Source organism: Rhodanobacter sp. FW106-PBR-R2A-1-15 (genome assembly GCF_058789735.1).
Genome location: NZ_JBYTEM010000025.1, coordinates 35169 through 49332, shown reverse-complemented (window position 1 = coordinate 49332; position 14164 = coordinate 35169). Strand labels below are relative to the sequence as shown.

Sequence of the window (14164 nt, the reverse complement as noted above, 5' to 3'; positions counted from 1 at the left end):
TCGGGATTCGGGATTCGTAGGAGCGAGAGCCGGCTTTGCATCAGTCACCTCTCTTGGCTTCGATGGATCGGATAAGCGCGTTGAGTTTGGCAAACACTCGATCGGTCAGCTCGGTTACGTCATTTGCGCCGGAGACATAGGCGAGTCGTTCGGCGATTTGCAGTTGCGTGTCCAGTTCGGACAAGGAGCCGCGAGCCATGGACAGGAACCGCAGATACTCAGGTGTGGATCGGCGGGCCGCACCCTCCGCAATGTTCGACGGGATGCTGATCGCGGCACGCCGCAGTTGCGAAGTGAGCGTAAAACGTTCGGAGTCCGGGAAACCGGCACTGATTCGATAAATGGCTTCGACAAGGTCCATGGCATCGCGCCACACTTCAAGCTGGTGGTGTGGCCGCTTTGCCGAATCCCGAATCCCCATTCCCGAATCCCGGCCGCTCAGCCAATCACGAACATGGGTTCGTCGAATTCCACCGGCTGGCCGTTCTCGACCAGGATCGCCTGCACGGTGCCGGCCACGTCGGCCTCGATCTGGTTGAACATCTTCATCGCCTCGATGATGCCCAGCGTCTCGCCGGCCTTGACCTGCTGGCCGACCTTGACGAAGGCGGGCGTGCCCGGGGTGGCCGAGGCGTAGAAGGTGCCGACCATCGGTGCCTTCACCACATGGCCTGCCGGCAGCGCATCCACGGCGGGCGCCTCGACGGCGACCGCCGGTGCGGCAGCGACCGGTGCGGCGGCCACGGCGACCGGGGCCACTGGCGCGGCGGCGACCGGTGCGGCGTTCTTCGGCACGCGCGACAGGCGCACGACTTCCTCGCCTTCCTTGATTTCCAGCTCGGCGAGGTTGGATTCCTCGAGCAAGTCGATCAGCTTCTTGATTTTGCGCAAATCCATCGGATCAGCCTTTGGTCAGTCAGGCCACCGCCGCGGTGGCTGGGAGTTGAATGGGGTGGCCGCGTGGCCGCGGCATCAGGGAACGCGGCCGGCCTGCAGCCGCTGCAGCGCGACGTCCAGCGCCAGCCGGTAGCTGTCGGCGCCGAAGCCGCAGATCAGGCCGAGCGCGATGTCGGACAGATAGGACTGGTGGCGAAACGGCTCGCGGGCGAACACGTTCGACAGGTGCAGCTCGATGAACGGAATCGCCACGGCGGCGAACGCGTCGCGCAGCGCGATGCTGGTGTGGGTGAACGCGCCGGCGTTGCACAGGACCATCGCGGTGCCGTCGTCACGGCCCTGGTGGATGCGCCCGACCAGCTCATGCTCGGCGTTGGACTGGAACCAGACCAGCTCGTGCCCGGCCGCGCGCGCCCGCTCGGCCAGCTGCTGGTTGATCTCGGCCAGGGTCTCGTGGCCGTAGATGTGCGGCTCGCGCGCGCCCAGTAGGTTGAGGTTGGGTCCGTGCAGGACCAGGATTTTCGCCACGGTGGTGTTCCGGCCAGCGTCCGGGGGATCCGGAACCGGGCGCAGTGTGCACGCAGTCTAGGATGTTGTCCAGTTCGCTGCAGATCGGCGATGTTTGGCGGAGAAGCGTTGGATTTCCGTGCGTGGGCGTATGTCAGTGCCCGACCTGCGCCGGCGCCAGCCACCGCACCAGCTGCGCGGGCGGGAGCGGGCCGGCATGCGTGGCCAAAATGCGCCCATCGGCGTCGATCAGCACGCTATAAGGCAACACCTGACGCGTATTGCCGAGTTTCAATGAGGTGCTGGGCGGGCCAAGATCGCCGATCAGGATGGGGTAATCCACCGCATGTGCGGCCAAAAAGGCGTGAACGTGCGCAGGCTCATCCATTGCAATTCCAACCACGATCGCCCCCTGTTCGCCGAACTTGGCCTGGGCCTCAGCCAACGCCGGCATCTCCTGCAGGCATGGCGCGCACCAGCTGGCCCAGAAATTCAGCAGCACCCGGCGGCCGCGGTAATCGTCCAGCCGGTGCGGCTTGCCATCCAGGTCGGGCAGCACCAGCGGCGGCAGCGGCTGGCCGAGCAGGCTTGGCGGCGGCGAATCGACTTGCCGCTGGTGGCGTTGCGCGTAGCCGCCCAGCGCGGCGGCCAGCACCGCCAGGCCGATGATCAGCCAGTTGCTGCGGCTCAGCATCAGCGCGTCGCTTCGGTCAGCGCCTGCTCGACCATCGAGTAGGTCAGCACGGTGGGCAGCTGTCGGCCCGGTCCGCGGTTTTTCGGGAACACCACGTACAGCGGCACACCGGGCGAGTGGTATTCCTGCAGGAAGGCGCTGATGGCCGGGTTGACGTCGGTCCAGTCGCCCTTCATGTAGACCGTGTCGGTGCGCCTGAGCAGGTTGCGGAACGCCTGCGTGTTCAGCACCGCGTGCTCGTTCGCCTTGCAGGTGACGCACCAGTCGGCGGTGATGTCGACGAACACCGGGGTGCCGGCGGCGCGCAATTCGGTAAGTTTCTGCGGGGTGTAGGCGACCACGCCCTGCTCGGCCGTGGCGGCCGCCGACGGCGGTGGCACGTGGGCCAGCAGGTACAGCGGCGCCAGGGTGGCGAGCGCCAGCATTACCACCGCGACCTTGCTGGCCGCGCCGCGCGAGCGGCTGCGCTCGAACCACCACAGCGTCATCGCCAGCAGCACCATCGCCACCAGCACCAGGCCGACCGCGTCGGCGCCGCGCTGGTTCGCCAGCACCCAGACCAGCCAGGCGGCGGTGAGGTACATCGGGAACGCCAGCACCTGCTTCAGCGTTTCCATCCAGCGCCCCGGCTTCGGCAGCAGGCGCGCCAGCGCGGGCACGAAGCCGACCGCCAGGAACGGCAGCGCCAACCCCACGCCCAGCACAATGAACACCAGCAGCGCCGACAGCATCGGCGCGGCGAACGCATAGGCCAGCGCGCTGCCCATGAACGGCGCGGTGCACGGGCTGGCCACCACCACCGCCAGCACGCCAGTGAAGAAGTCACCGGCCGGCCCGGAACGCGATGCCAGCGACGCGCCGGTGTTGCCCAGCGAGGCGCCGAACTGCACCACGCCGGACATCGACAGGCCTACCGCCAGCATCACGCAGGCCAGCACGCCCACCAGCAGCGGCTGCTGCAGCTGCGAGCCCCAGCCCAGCGCATGACCCGCGGCGCGCAGGGCGAGGATGCCCAGCCCAAGCGCGGCAAAGCTGCACAGCACGCCGGCGGTGTAGAACAGCGCATGGCGGCGTGCGGTGGCGCGGTTCTCGCCGCTTTCCAGCACGCTGACCGCCTTGATCGACAGCACCGGCAGCACACACGGCATCAGGTTCAGCACCAGGCCGCCGCCCAGCGCCAACAGCAGGGCGGCGAGCAGGCTGACCTGCAATGGGCCGCCGACAAGATCGGCCGGTGGCAGCTCCGGCGCCGGTGTGCCGGCCGTTGCCGCACCGCTGTTCAGCTCGATGTCCACCGTGCGCGTCATCAGCGGATAGCACAGGCCGCCGTCCTGGCAGCCTTGGAAACTCGCCTGCAGCGCGAGATGCGTGCGGCCGGCCAGGTCGCCCTCCACCGTCACCGGCAGTTCGACCTGGTCGAAGTAGACGATGACCTCGCCGTAATGTTCATCGCGATGCGCGACGCCGGGCGGCCACGCGGGCGTCAGCGTGAGACCGGCGGCGTCGGCGAGCTTCAGCGCGGTCTGGTCGCGGTACAGGTAGTAGCCCTTCGGCATCGTCCAGCGCAGCAACAGGTGTTTGGGACCCTGCGCCAGCGCCTCGAAGTGGAACGCCTGCTCGGCCGGCAGCGGTGCGCCCACCGCGGTCGTACTGGTGCTGCTGCCCAGCCGGCTCAGTGCCGCACCCAATGCGTTGCCGGCCGCCGGCGTCGCCGCCACGCCGGCGTTGGCCGGCAGCGGCAGGTCCAGCTTCTCGGTATGCGGCGGATAGCAGATCTTCGGGTCGACCTCGTGGCAGCCCTGGTATTGCACGCTCAGGGTGAGTCGCGTGGTGCCGGCGGCGACCGTGTACGGGATGCTGGCGTCGACGCCGTGGCGGTAGGTTTCCACGTCGCCGAGATACTCGTCGTGGTCCTTCCTGCCGTCCGGCAGCTGCGCCTCGCCGAGCGTGACGCCGTCGCCGCCCTTGAACTTCATGCGGCCGCGGTAGAGGTAGTAGTCCGGTGCGATGGTCCAGTGCAGCTTCAGCACGCCCGGGGTGCTGGTGTCGGCGCTGAGCTTGTAGGCCTCGGTCACCGGCAGCAGGCTTTCCGTGTCCTGCGCCGGCGCGGGCGCGGTGCACAGCAGGCCGAGCAGCAGCAGGGCCAGTGCGGGCAGGCGGGCGGCCAGGCGGCCGGAGATCAGGCGCATCGCGATTCCAGTGGCACAACGGCAGGACAGCCATTATGGACCATGCCGATCGCGCTTCCGTTCCTTACGGCCTTATGCCTCCTCGGGGGCCAGCGCTGGCGCGGCGCGCCGTGTGCGCACCAGCCCGGTGGTGAGCGCGGTGCCGAGCAGGATCACCGCGCAGCCGCCGAGCAGGCGCGCGCTCACCGGCTCGCCCAGCAGCAGCGCACCCCACAGCACGCCGAACGCCGGGATCAGGTACGGGATCACCATGATCCGCGTCGCGCCGACCCGCGCCAGCACCCAGAAGAACAGCACGTAGGCCAGCGCCGTGCACAGCACGGCCAGCCCCGCGGCGGCCAGCCAGGCCTGCAGCGGCGGTGGCTGCGCCGGCCACGCCAGCAGCGTGGTCGGCAACAGCAGCAGCGCGGCCACCATGTGGCTGCCGACCGTCACCACCAGCGGCGTCACCCGGCCCAGACGCAGGTGGGTGTAATGCACCGCAAAGCCGTACAGCACGGTGGCGGCGACGCAGGCCAGCAGCGCCACGTCCGCGCCCGGCCCCAGCGCGAGGCTGCCCTCAGCCAGCCAGACCACGCCGGCAAAGCCGATCGCCAGCCCGGCGCCGCGCCATACATCCAGTCGCTGGCCCAGCCACAGCCAGCCGATCAGCGCGGCGAACATCGGCGTCATGCCGTCGATGATCGAGGCCATGCCCGCCGGCAGGCTGCGCGTGGCGAAGGTGAACAGCACAAACGGCAGCGCCGAGTTGGTCAGCCCGACCACCGCGATCGGCCACCAGTGCGCCCGCCATTCGGCCAACCGCGCACGCGAGACCAGCAGCGGCAGGAAGCACAGCGCGGCGCCGATCGCGCGCAGCCCGGCCAGCGGCAGCGCGCCGAAGGCGCCGGCACCCATGCGCATGAACAGGAACGAGCCGCCCCACAGGGCGCCCAGCGACAGCAGCACGGCGTAGTCGATCTTCTTCATCTTGGGGAGGCGGCAGCGGGGTGGCGAAGATGCAATTTAACGCCCTGCCGCTGACAAGGATTGTCAGCAGTCTTGCGCTGCCTCGCCGGTCGCCTCGCGCACCCAGTCCAGGTAGGCCGCGTGGCCGCGCTCCACCGGTACCGCGACCAGCTCGGGCAGCTCGTACGGGTGCAGTTGGAGCAGGCGGCTTTTCAGCGCGTCGAAGCGGACGGCAGTGGTCTTGATCAGCAGCAGTTCCTCGCGGTCCTGGCTCACCGCGCCCTGCCAGCGGTAGGTGGAGTGGACGCCGGGCAGGCGGTTGACGCAGGCGGCCAGCCGCTCGCCGACCAGGGCTTCGGCGATCGCCTGGGCGCTGGCGGCGTCGGGACAGCTGCAATAGCAGAGCAGGACGGTGGCGGGGTCGGTCATGCCTGAAGCGTACCCGGGTCGCGCCGGCCGTGCGTGGCCATGGGCGATTTGGCGGCCAGCCCTTGAAACGGAGCCCGGTCCGCCCAATTAGCTGCTGCATCCCCGGTTCGCCAAGCTCTTGCAGCGGGGTCGCATACCCGTAAAATTGGCACTCGTTCACTTCGAGTGCTAGCAAGACCGCCGGCCCGGGTCTTGAAAGCCTTGTCCGTCCACCATCCAAGTCAGCTGGAGTCCTCCATGAGCACACTGCGTCCCCTGCACGATCGCGTCATCGTCAAGCGTCTCGAAGAAGAGCGCGTTTCCGCCGGTGGCATCGTCATCCCCGACAGCGCCACCGAGAAGCCGACCCGCGGCAAGGTCGTCGCCGCCGGCACCGGCCTGATCCTGAGCGACGGCAAGGTGCGCCCGATGTCGCTGAAGACCGGCGACGTGGTGCTGTTCGGCAAGTACGCCGGCCAGGAAATCAAGATCGACGGCGAAGAGCTGGTCTTCCTGAAGGAAGACGACATCGTGGCGGTGATCGAGGGCTAAGAGCCGGGATTGGGGATTCGGGATTCGCAGGCGCATCGCGCTTCGTCCCGATCATCGCCGTCCCGTCCCGTTCTCGCCACATCCGCTTTTCCGAATCCCAAATCCCGAATCCCAAATCCCGGAGTCAAGTTATGGCAGCCAAAGAAGTCCGTTTCGGCGAAGACGCCCGCTCGCGCATGCTCAAGGGCGTGAACACGCTCGCCAATGCCGTCAAGGTCACGCTCGGCCCGAAGGGCCGCAACGTCGTGCTCGAGAAGAGCTTCGGCGCACCCACGATCACCAAGGACGGCGTGTCCGTCGCCAAGGAGATCGAGCTGGCCGACAAGTACGAGAACCTCGGCGCGCAGATCGTCAAGGAAGCCGCCTCCAAGACCTCCGACGTCGCCGGTGACGGCACCACCACCGCCACCGTGCTGGCGCAGGCGTTCATCCAGGAAGGCCTCAAGGCCGTCGCCGCGGGCATGAACCCGATGGACCTGAAGCGCGGCATCGACAAGGCCGTCGCGGCCGCCGTCGGCGAGCTGAAGAAGCTCTCCAACCCGACCGCGAACGACAAGGAAATCGCCCAGGTCGGCACCATCTCGGCCAACTCCGACACCAACATCGGCGACATCATCGCCACCGCGATGAAGAAGGTCGGCAAGGAAGGCGTGATCACCGTCGAGGAGGGCTCGGGCCTGGACAACGAGCTGGACGTGGTCGAGGGCATGCAGTTCGACCGCGGCTACCTGTCGCCGTACTTCATCAACAACCAGCAGAGCCAGCAGGTCGAGCTGGACGACCCGTACATCCTGATTCACGACAAGAAGATCTCCAACGTGCGCGAGCTGCTGCCCGTGCTGGAAGCCGTCGCCAAGGCCGGCAAGCCGCTGCTGATCGTGGCCGAGGAAGTCGAGGGCGAGGCACTGGCCACGCTGGTGGTCAACACCATCCGCGGCATCGTCAAGGTCGCCGCCGTCAAGGCGCCGGGCTTCGGTGACCGTCGCAAGGCGATCCTGGAGGATATCGCCATCCTCACCAACGGCCAGGTCGTGTCCGAAGAAGTGGGCCTGTCGCTGGAGAAGACCACCATCGGCGATCTGGGCCGCGCCAAGCGCATCGTGATCACCAAGGAAAACACCACCATCATCGATGGTGCCGGCGAGGCGGAGAAGATCCAGTCGCGCATCAAGCAGATCAAGGCGCAGATCGAGGAGACCTCCTCCGACTACGACCGCGAAAAGCTGCAGGAGCGCGTGGCCAAGCTGGCCGGCGGCGTGGCCGTGATCAAGGTCGGCGCGGCGACGGAAGTCGAGATGAAGGAAAAGAAGGCCCGCGTCGAAGACGCCCTGCATGCGACTCGTGCAGCCGTGGAAGAGGGTGTGGTGCCCGGCGGCGGCGTTGCGCTGATCCGTGCGCTGAAGGCAGTCGAAGGCCTCAAGGGCGACAACACCGACCAGAACCTGGGCATCGCGATCACCCGCCGCGCGCTGGAAGCGCCGCTGCGCGCGATCGTCGCCAACGCCGGCGAAGAGCCGAGCGTGGTGCTGAACAAGGTGAAGGAAGGCAAGGGCAACTACGGCTACAACGCCGCCAGCGGCGAGTTCGGCGATATGGTCGAGATGGGCATCCTGGACCCGACCAAGGTGACCCGCACGGCGCTGCAGCACGCCGCGTCGGTCGCCGGCCTAGCGATCACCACCGAGGCGATCGTCGCCGAACTGCCGAAGAAGGAAGAGCACAACCACGGCGCCGGCGGCATGGGCGGCGGCATGGGCGGCATGGGCGGCATGGATTTCTGAGTATCCCCCGCCGTTGCGCGGCGACGGATCAACTCGGCGCGTTCGAGCGGCAGGGCTGCCGCTCAACGCACCGGAAATCCAAGGCAACACGAAAAACCCCGCTACGGCGGGGTTTTTCTTTGGCCGCGTTGCGGCCTCGCCGTAGTGGCATGTTGTTGCATGCATCAAAAATGTTGTCGTGCTGCCGGCGAACGGACAGGGACGAGTCGATGAAATGTGGCGGGTTCCCGCGCCGGCTCAGGCGGCAGGGCGTGAGCTTCGAGCCGGTGCTTGGAAATGCATTCGACGAGACCGTTGCCGCGCCGGGTATGGCAGCTTCCCTGGCGATGAGCTTGGATGCCGCGTACTTTGCTACGGGTATCGACCATTGGCACAACCGCCGCCCCGACGATTGATTGGTACGCCTGCGCATCGCAGACAGGTCTCGCGGAGGGGCGGAAAGCCTTCGCGTCCAGTGTCGGCAGCAAAGTAAAAGCCCCGGGAGTTGCCTCCCGAGGCTTGGCGTTGCCGCATTCGCCGAAGGCTCAGTGCCCGTGGGCGTGGGCATTGCCGCTGACGTGGGCGTTGCCGCTGGCGTTGACGCCCCGCACGGCGTCACCGATCGAGCCGGCCGCGCGGTCGGTGGACTGGATCGCCGCATGTGCGTCGTCGCGCACCTCGCCGCCCACGCCCCGGCCCATCTCGCCAGCCTTGCCGGCATTGGCGGCGGTATCGAGGCCTTCGCCCGCGTCGGCGTTGGCGTCGGCATGCGCGTCGCCGGCGCCCGCTTCGATCGTGTCGTTGGCATCCGCGTCGGTGCCGGCGTGGTCGTCGATGTCCGAGCGGGTCTTGTCGACGGTCTTGCGGGCATGCTGTTTTACGTGGGAACTGCTGCGATGCAGGGTCCGTTCCGTCTGGGTGGTGGCCTGATCGGCGGCGTGGATGGCGCCGGGTGCGGCGACGCCGGCACGGATACCGGCATCGGCCCGGGTGCCGCCGCCCAGGTGGGCTTGGGCGAAAGCGGATGCGGTGAATACGCTGGCACCGATGACGAGCACGGAAAGCATGGTCTTGCGCATGGGATGAGCCTCCACGATAGGGGAAAGGCCGCCGAGCACGCCCCTGCGCGCCGCTCTGCGGGCAGGTCGAACCTAGGCGTCGCTGGCGAACTGTCGTCTGAACGTGGGGTCGCCGCCTTCAGCCGCCGGACAGTTCGCTGAACGGCGATCCCGACGCCGGCGCCGAATCCCTCGCGTCACTGGATGGTGGCGGACGACGGCCTCTGCGCGGCGTCGCGATGGGCAAGCACGCCGGTCGCCGTCGCCGCCGGCTGCGGCAGCAGGTTGTCCAGTTTGTCCTTCATGCGCAGCTGGTCGATACTGGCCATGGCCTGGTCGAGTTGCTGCTGCGCGTCGCCCGCAGGCAGCGGCGGCGCGCCGGGGGCTTCGGTGAGCGCGGCCAGCTGCGGGCCGACCAGTTCGGTCAGCGCGAAGTACGGGTCGTCGTGGATGCCGACGTGGGCCAGCAGCTTGCCGGGCAGCAGCCACGAAGCGGTTTCGACGCTGCTGCGCTTGCCCGGGCGCTTCGGATCGACCAACAGCCACACCCCGGCCTGGCCCAGCATGTCGCCGCCGTCGACGAAGCCGGTGGTCTGGTAACTGTTGCTGAGCGCAGGCAGGTGGTCGCCGTAGAACAGCAGCACGCTGGGCCGCTGACGCCCGGCCAGCAGTTTTGCCAGCCGGCCGAGTTCGGCGTCGGCGTGCTTCAGGTGGTAGAGGTAGGTTTGCAGTTCCAGCTTGTCCTGACCCGAGATGCCCTCGGGCACCGGAATCGCGTCGCGCTCGGCAACCTGGGCGGGCTCGACGTCGTACGGGCCGTGTGCCTCGATGCTGATGGCGAAAATGAACTGCGGCGGGCCGTCGTCCTTCAGCTGGACCATGATCTCGTCGGTCATCGCGCTGTCGGCCATGTACTGGCCGTCGTTCGTCGCGGTGGGCGGGAACGAGGACTGCGACACGAAGCGGTCGAAGCCGATCGCCTTGAAGGCAGTGGTGCGGTTCCAGAACGCCGGATCGTTGCCGTGCAGCGCGGTCGTGCGGTAGCCATGCCGGTTCAGCGTGCGCACCAGCCCTGGCAGTGCCTTGTGGCTCATCTGCAGGTAGGGGAACTGCAGGTTGTCGAAGTAGCGCAGCGACAAGCCGGTGAGCACCTCGAACTCGGTGCGGATGGTGCCGCCGCCGAAGGTAGGCACGTGCAGCTTGCCGCTGGTGCCGCGCGCGGCGAGCCGGCGCAGGTTTGGCGTGAAGTTGCTGCGTTCGTAGCCGCGTATGATGCTCGGGTCGAAGAACGACTCGCTCTGCACCACCACGATGTCGGGCAGTTCGCTGCCGGCCGCCGACGCCTGCATCGACTGCAGCAGGGCCGGCGTGGATTGCTCGATCAGCCTGGCCGCCGCGGCGCGGTCGGGCTTGCGCTCGCCCTTGTTGTATTCGAGATGGAACAGCATCAGCGTGCTGACCAGGCCGGAATGGGCGGTGGTGGAGATCGCCGACCACGGTTCGAGCCACAGCGTCCTGCCGTTGTAGACCTTGGCCCAGGCGGGCAGGCCGAGCAGAATGCTGGCCAGTGCCAGCGCCAGCACGCCGCCGCCGAGCAGCCGCGCGCCGCGGGTGCGGCGCGGGAACAGCGGCGGTTCAAGCCGCCACGCCGCGACAACCAAGGCCACCGCGGTGAGCAGGCCCAGGTACGGCCACGGGCTGTGCGGCAGGTAGCCGGAGAGGATGTGCATGCCGCCCTTGTGCAGCTGGCCGACGATGCGGAAATCGTCCGGCAGCAGCGGCGTGCCGAGGTTCGCCACCTTCAGCACGTTCACCGCGTACAGCAGCCCCTGCAGCAGGAACGCCAGCGCGAACGACAGCAGCGCGCGCCGGCTGATCGCCAGCAGTATGCCGGCCAGCAGCAGACCCGGCCAGGCGTTGGCCAGCGGGACCCGGGCCTGGTCGAACAGGCGCAACGGGGCTACCCCGACGCCACCGTCCAGCAGCCCGGTCAGCAGCACGAAGGCCAGCACCAGCAGCAGCAGTAGCGCGGCGCGGAGGACGATGACGCGCCAGCGTGCGGACGGATTGGCGGAATTCAGGGGCATGGCAGTTCCGTGGCTACTGTCATGGTTTGGACTTGTCAATGTAATGACATCGAGATGAACCGCGGATAGGCGTGGCCGGCGAGTTTCGGGCTTGCATGCGGCTTGTTCAAGCTGGTCTCACGGGTGGCCGGCCGGCTTCGGCAACCACCCCCCATGCGGCACAATGGCCGGATGACCCATCCGGAATCCGCCGCGCTGCAGGCGCTGATCGACGACCGCTATGCCGAGCTGGCCGCTCGTTGCCGTGCCGCCGGCGTACCGCTGCACGACGACGCCGGCGTGGCCGAGCGCATCCGTCGCACCTTGCTGGCCAGCGACTTTGCCTTCGAGGTGTGGTGCCGCCAGCCGCAGCTGCTGGCGCCGGCCGGGCTGGAGCGGCTGCGCTCGGGCAGCGACGCCGGCGCGCGCCTCGACGCGTTGAAGCTGCCGGCGGACGAAGCCGCCTGCATGACCGCGCTGCGCCGCTTCCGCCATGCCGAGGCGCTGCGGCTGGTGTTCCGCGACGTCAACGCGCTGGACGAGCTGCCGGAAACGCTGTCCGCCACCAGCGTGCTGTACGAAGCGCTGCTCGAACGGGCGCTGGGCTGGTCCGAGCACGCGCTGGCCGCGCGCTACGGCCACAGCCGCGACCACGACGGTGTGCGGCAGCGGTTGCTGGTGATCGGTTTCGGCAAGCTCGGCGGCAGCGAGCTGAACTTCTCCTCCGACATCGACCTGGTATTTGCCTACCCGCAGGGCGGCCACAGCGACGGTGCGCGTCCGCTGGACAACAGCGAGTACTTCGTGCGGCTCGGCCGCCAGCTGGTGCGCCTGCTGAACGAGCCCACCATGGACGGCATCTGCGCGCGGGTCGACCTGCGCCTGCGCCCGTTCGGCAACGCCGGGCGGCTGGCGCTGTCGTTCGCCGCGATGGAGCAGTACTACCAGAGCGAGGGCCGCGACTGGGAGCGTTACGCCTGGATCAAGGCGCGCCCGGTGGCCGGCGACCTCGCCGCCGGCAAGCAGCTGCAGGAACTGCTGCGTCCGTTCGTGTACCGCAGGTACCTCGACTACACCGCATTCGCGGGGCTGCGCGAGATGAAGGCGCTGATCGACGCGGAGGTGGCGCGCAAGGACCTCGCCGACAACCTCAAGCTCGGCGCCGGCGGCATCCGCGAGATCGAGTTCATCGTGCAGCTGACCCAGCTGATCCGCGGCGGCCGCGAACCCAGCCTGCGCGTGCGCGGCCTGCTCGGCGCGCTGACCGCGTGCGAGGCGCGCGGCCACATCGGCGCGGCGCGCGCGCGCATGCTGCGCGAGGCGTACGTGCTGCTGCGCCGGGTCGAGAACCGCGTACAGATGCTGCGCGACACGCAGACCCACGACGTCCCCGCCGACGCGCTCAGCCGCGAGCGCATCGCGCGCGGCCTCGACTACCCCGACTGGGACAGCCTGCACGCCGCGCTGGCCAGGCAGCGCGCCAATGTCAGCGAGGAATTCGCCGCCGTGCTGATGCCGCAGGGTGGCCGCGCCGCCCGCGTGCCGGCGGCCGACAAGCTGCTGTGGCAGCGCGCCTGCGACGAATCGCTGGATGCCGCCACGCTGGAGGCTTCCGGTTTCGCGCCCGGCGACGAACTGGCGGATGCGCTGCTGAAATTGCCGCAGGCCGCGGCGGTGCGCGCGATGTCGCCGCGCTCGCGCGAACGGCTCGACCACCTGATGCCGCAGCTGTTCGACGCCGCGCGCGCCACCCGCGCGCCGGTGGCCAGCCTGCTGCGGCTGTGCCGGCTGATGCAGGCGGTGGCGCGGCGCTCGTCCTACCTCGCGCTGCTGGAGGAGCAGCCGGCGGCGCGGCGGCGGCTGGTGCGGCTGTTCGCCGACAGCGCCTTCCTCGCCGAGCGCGTCATCGCGCAGCCGCTGCTGCTGGACGACGTGCTCGACCCGCGCATCGACCAGTTGCCGCTCAAGCGCGCCGACATCACGGCCGAGATCGCCCGCGTGCTGGGCACGCTGGAGGAGCGCGAGGCCGAGGCGGAGCTGGAGCGGATCAACGAGTTCAAGGCCTCCACCGCGTTCCGTCTCGGCCTGGCCTTCAACGACGGCCGCGCCGACGCGGTAGCCACCGCGCGCCGGCTGGCCGCGCTGGCCGAGTCGGTGGTGGGCGCGGTGCTGGCGCTGGCCGCGCGCGAGCTGGTCGCCCAGCACGGCCGCCTGCCGGGAGCCGACATGCAGCCGGGTTCCGGCTTCTCCGTGCTGGGCTACGGCAGTCTCGGCGGCGAGGAGCTCGGCTTTGCTTCCGACCTCGACCTGGTGTTCGTCTACGACGGTCGCCGCGCGCAGGCATTGAGCGACGGCGCGCGGCCGATCGAGGGCTCACGCTGGTACCAGCGCCTGGCCCAGCGGGTGATGAACTGGCTCACCGTGCTGACCCGCGGCGGTCGCCTGTACGAAGTCGATACCCGCCTGCGCCCGGACGGCTCCAAGGGCCTGCTGGTCGGCAGCCTGGACGCCTTCGTGGCCTACCAACAGAGTCGCGCGTGGACCTGGGAACACCAGGCGCTGCTGCGCGCGCGTCCGGTGGCCGGCGATGGGGCGCTGAACGCCGAGCTGGCCAGGGTCCGCCGCGCGATCCTGGCGGTGCCGCGCGAGCGCGCCACCGTGCTGGCCGAGGTCGGCAGCATGCGCCAACGCTGGCGCGCCGAGCGCGACCGCTCCGACGAGCGCCAGTTCGACCTCAAGCAGGGCCACGGTGGCCTGCTCGACATCGAGTTCGCGCTGCAGGGGCTGGTGCTGGCGCACGCGGCCGAACAGCCGGGCCTGCTCGGCGTCACCGCGAATGCCGGACTGATCGAAGCCTGCCGCGTCGCCGGGCTGCTCGACGATCGGCAGGCGGCGGCCCTCGCCGCGGCCCACGCCGAGCTGCTGCGTCGCGCGCTGGCCTGCACGCTCGACCTGCGCCCGCGCATCGCGCCGCGCGAGGCGGCGTTGGAGCAGCTGTGCGGCAGCGTGCGCGGGGTCACCGATGCGCTGGGTTTTGCGTTTGGCTGAATCGCGGGCGCGCTGCCGGGATTGGTCCGGACCTTGC

The 14164-nt window shown here is 69.1% G+C and carries 13 protein-coding genes; 4 read left to right on the top strand and 9 right to left on the bottom strand.

What is annotated here, in order from left to right; genetic code table 11:
- Positions 1-40 precede the first annotated feature (40 nt).
- The 7 genes from AC3WTD_RS13235 to cutA all read right to left on the bottom strand — a co-directional run bounded on the left by AC3WTD_RS13235 (position 41) and on the right by cutA (position 5664).
- Complete coding sequence (locus AC3WTD_RS13235; protein ID WP_027491388.1) at positions 41-421, bottom strand: four helix bundle protein; 381 nt, start codon at positions 419-421, stop codon at positions 41-43.
- A 17-nt stretch (positions 422-438) separates the two neighbouring features.
- Positions 439-897, bottom strand: coding sequence for an acetyl-CoA carboxylase biotin carboxyl carrier protein (gene accB / locus AC3WTD_RS13230; RefSeq protein WP_027491389.1), 459 nt, complete (start codon positions 895-897; stop codon positions 439-441).
- 75 nt (positions 898-972) lie between these two features.
- Positions 973-1425 (bottom strand): type II 3-dehydroquinate dehydratase, encoded by a 453-nt coding sequence (gene aroQ, locus AC3WTD_RS13225; protein WP_027491390.1) that lies wholly within the window; start codon positions 1423-1425, stop codon positions 973-975.
- A gap of 133 nt (positions 1426-1558) precedes the next feature.
- Entirely contained in the window at positions 1559-2098 is a 540-nt protein-coding gene (locus AC3WTD_RS13220) for a TlpA family protein disulfide reductase (RefSeq protein ID WP_492614043.1), read from the bottom strand.
- On the bottom strand, positions 2098-4287 hold the full coding sequence (locus AC3WTD_RS13215; RefSeq protein WP_492614042.1) for a protein-disulfide reductase DsbD family protein: 2190 nt from the start codon (positions 4285-4287) through the stop codon (positions 2098-2100). The genes AC3WTD_RS13220 and AC3WTD_RS13215 overlap by 1 nt, the downstream gene beginning before the upstream one ends.
- Before the next feature lie 72 nt (positions 4288-4359).
- Positions 4360-5256 carry a DMT family transporter gene (locus AC3WTD_RS13210; protein WP_492614041.1) on the bottom strand — a complete coding sequence of 299 codons (897 nt, stop codon included), beginning with the start codon at positions 5254-5256 and terminating at the stop codon, positions 4360-4362.
- A gap of 63 nt (positions 5257-5319) precedes the next feature.
- Positions 5320-5664 (bottom strand): divalent-cation tolerance protein CutA, encoded by a 345-nt coding sequence (gene cutA, locus AC3WTD_RS13205; protein ID WP_027491394.1) that lies wholly within the window; start codon positions 5662-5664, stop codon positions 5320-5322.
- A gap of 237 nt (positions 5665-5901) precedes the next feature.
- Between cutA and AC3WTD_RS13200 the strand changes: the two genes are divergently transcribed.
- The 3 genes from AC3WTD_RS13200 to AC3WTD_RS13190 all read left to right on the top strand — a co-directional run bounded on the left by AC3WTD_RS13200 (position 5902) and on the right by AC3WTD_RS13190 (position 8371).
- Entirely contained in the window at positions 5902-6195 is a 294-nt protein-coding gene (locus AC3WTD_RS13200) for a co-chaperone GroES (protein ID WP_492614040.1), read from the top strand.
- 131 nt (positions 6196-6326) lie between these two features.
- Complete coding sequence (groL, locus tag AC3WTD_RS13195) at positions 6327-7976, top strand: chaperonin GroEL (protein ID WP_027491395.1); 1650 nt, start codon at positions 6327-6329, stop codon at positions 7974-7976.
- A gap of 251 nt (positions 7977-8227) precedes the next feature.
- Positions 8228-8371 (top strand): hypothetical protein, encoded by a 144-nt coding sequence (locus AC3WTD_RS13190; protein ID WP_185754554.1) that lies wholly within the window; start codon positions 8228-8230, stop codon positions 8369-8371.
- 129 nt (positions 8372-8500) lie between these two features.
- Here the strand turns inward: AC3WTD_RS13190 and AC3WTD_RS13185 are convergent, their stop codons facing one another.
- The gene (locus AC3WTD_RS13185) at positions 8501-9034 is read right to left on the bottom strand and encodes a hypothetical protein (protein ID WP_492614039.1); all 534 of its coding nucleotides are present in this window, start codon (positions 9032-9034) and stop codon (positions 8501-8503) included.
- A 176-nt stretch (positions 9035-9210) separates the two neighbouring features.
- Positions 9211-11100, bottom strand: a complete 1890-nt coding sequence (locus AC3WTD_RS13180; protein WP_492614038.1) for an LTA synthase family protein — start codon at positions 11098-11100, stop codon at positions 9211-9213.
- A 171-nt stretch (positions 11101-11271) separates the two neighbouring features.
- On the opposite strand from AC3WTD_RS13180, the gene glnE reads away from it, so the two are divergent.
- Positions 11272-14127 carry a bifunctional [glutamate--ammonia ligase]-adenylyl-L-tyrosine phosphorylase/[glutamate--ammonia-ligase] adenylyltransferase gene (gene glnE, locus AC3WTD_RS13175; protein ID WP_492614037.1) on the top strand — a complete coding sequence of 952 codons (2856 nt, stop codon included), beginning with the start codon at positions 11272-11274 and terminating at the stop codon, positions 14125-14127.
- The last annotated feature ends 37 nt before the right edge of the window (positions 14128-14164 follow it).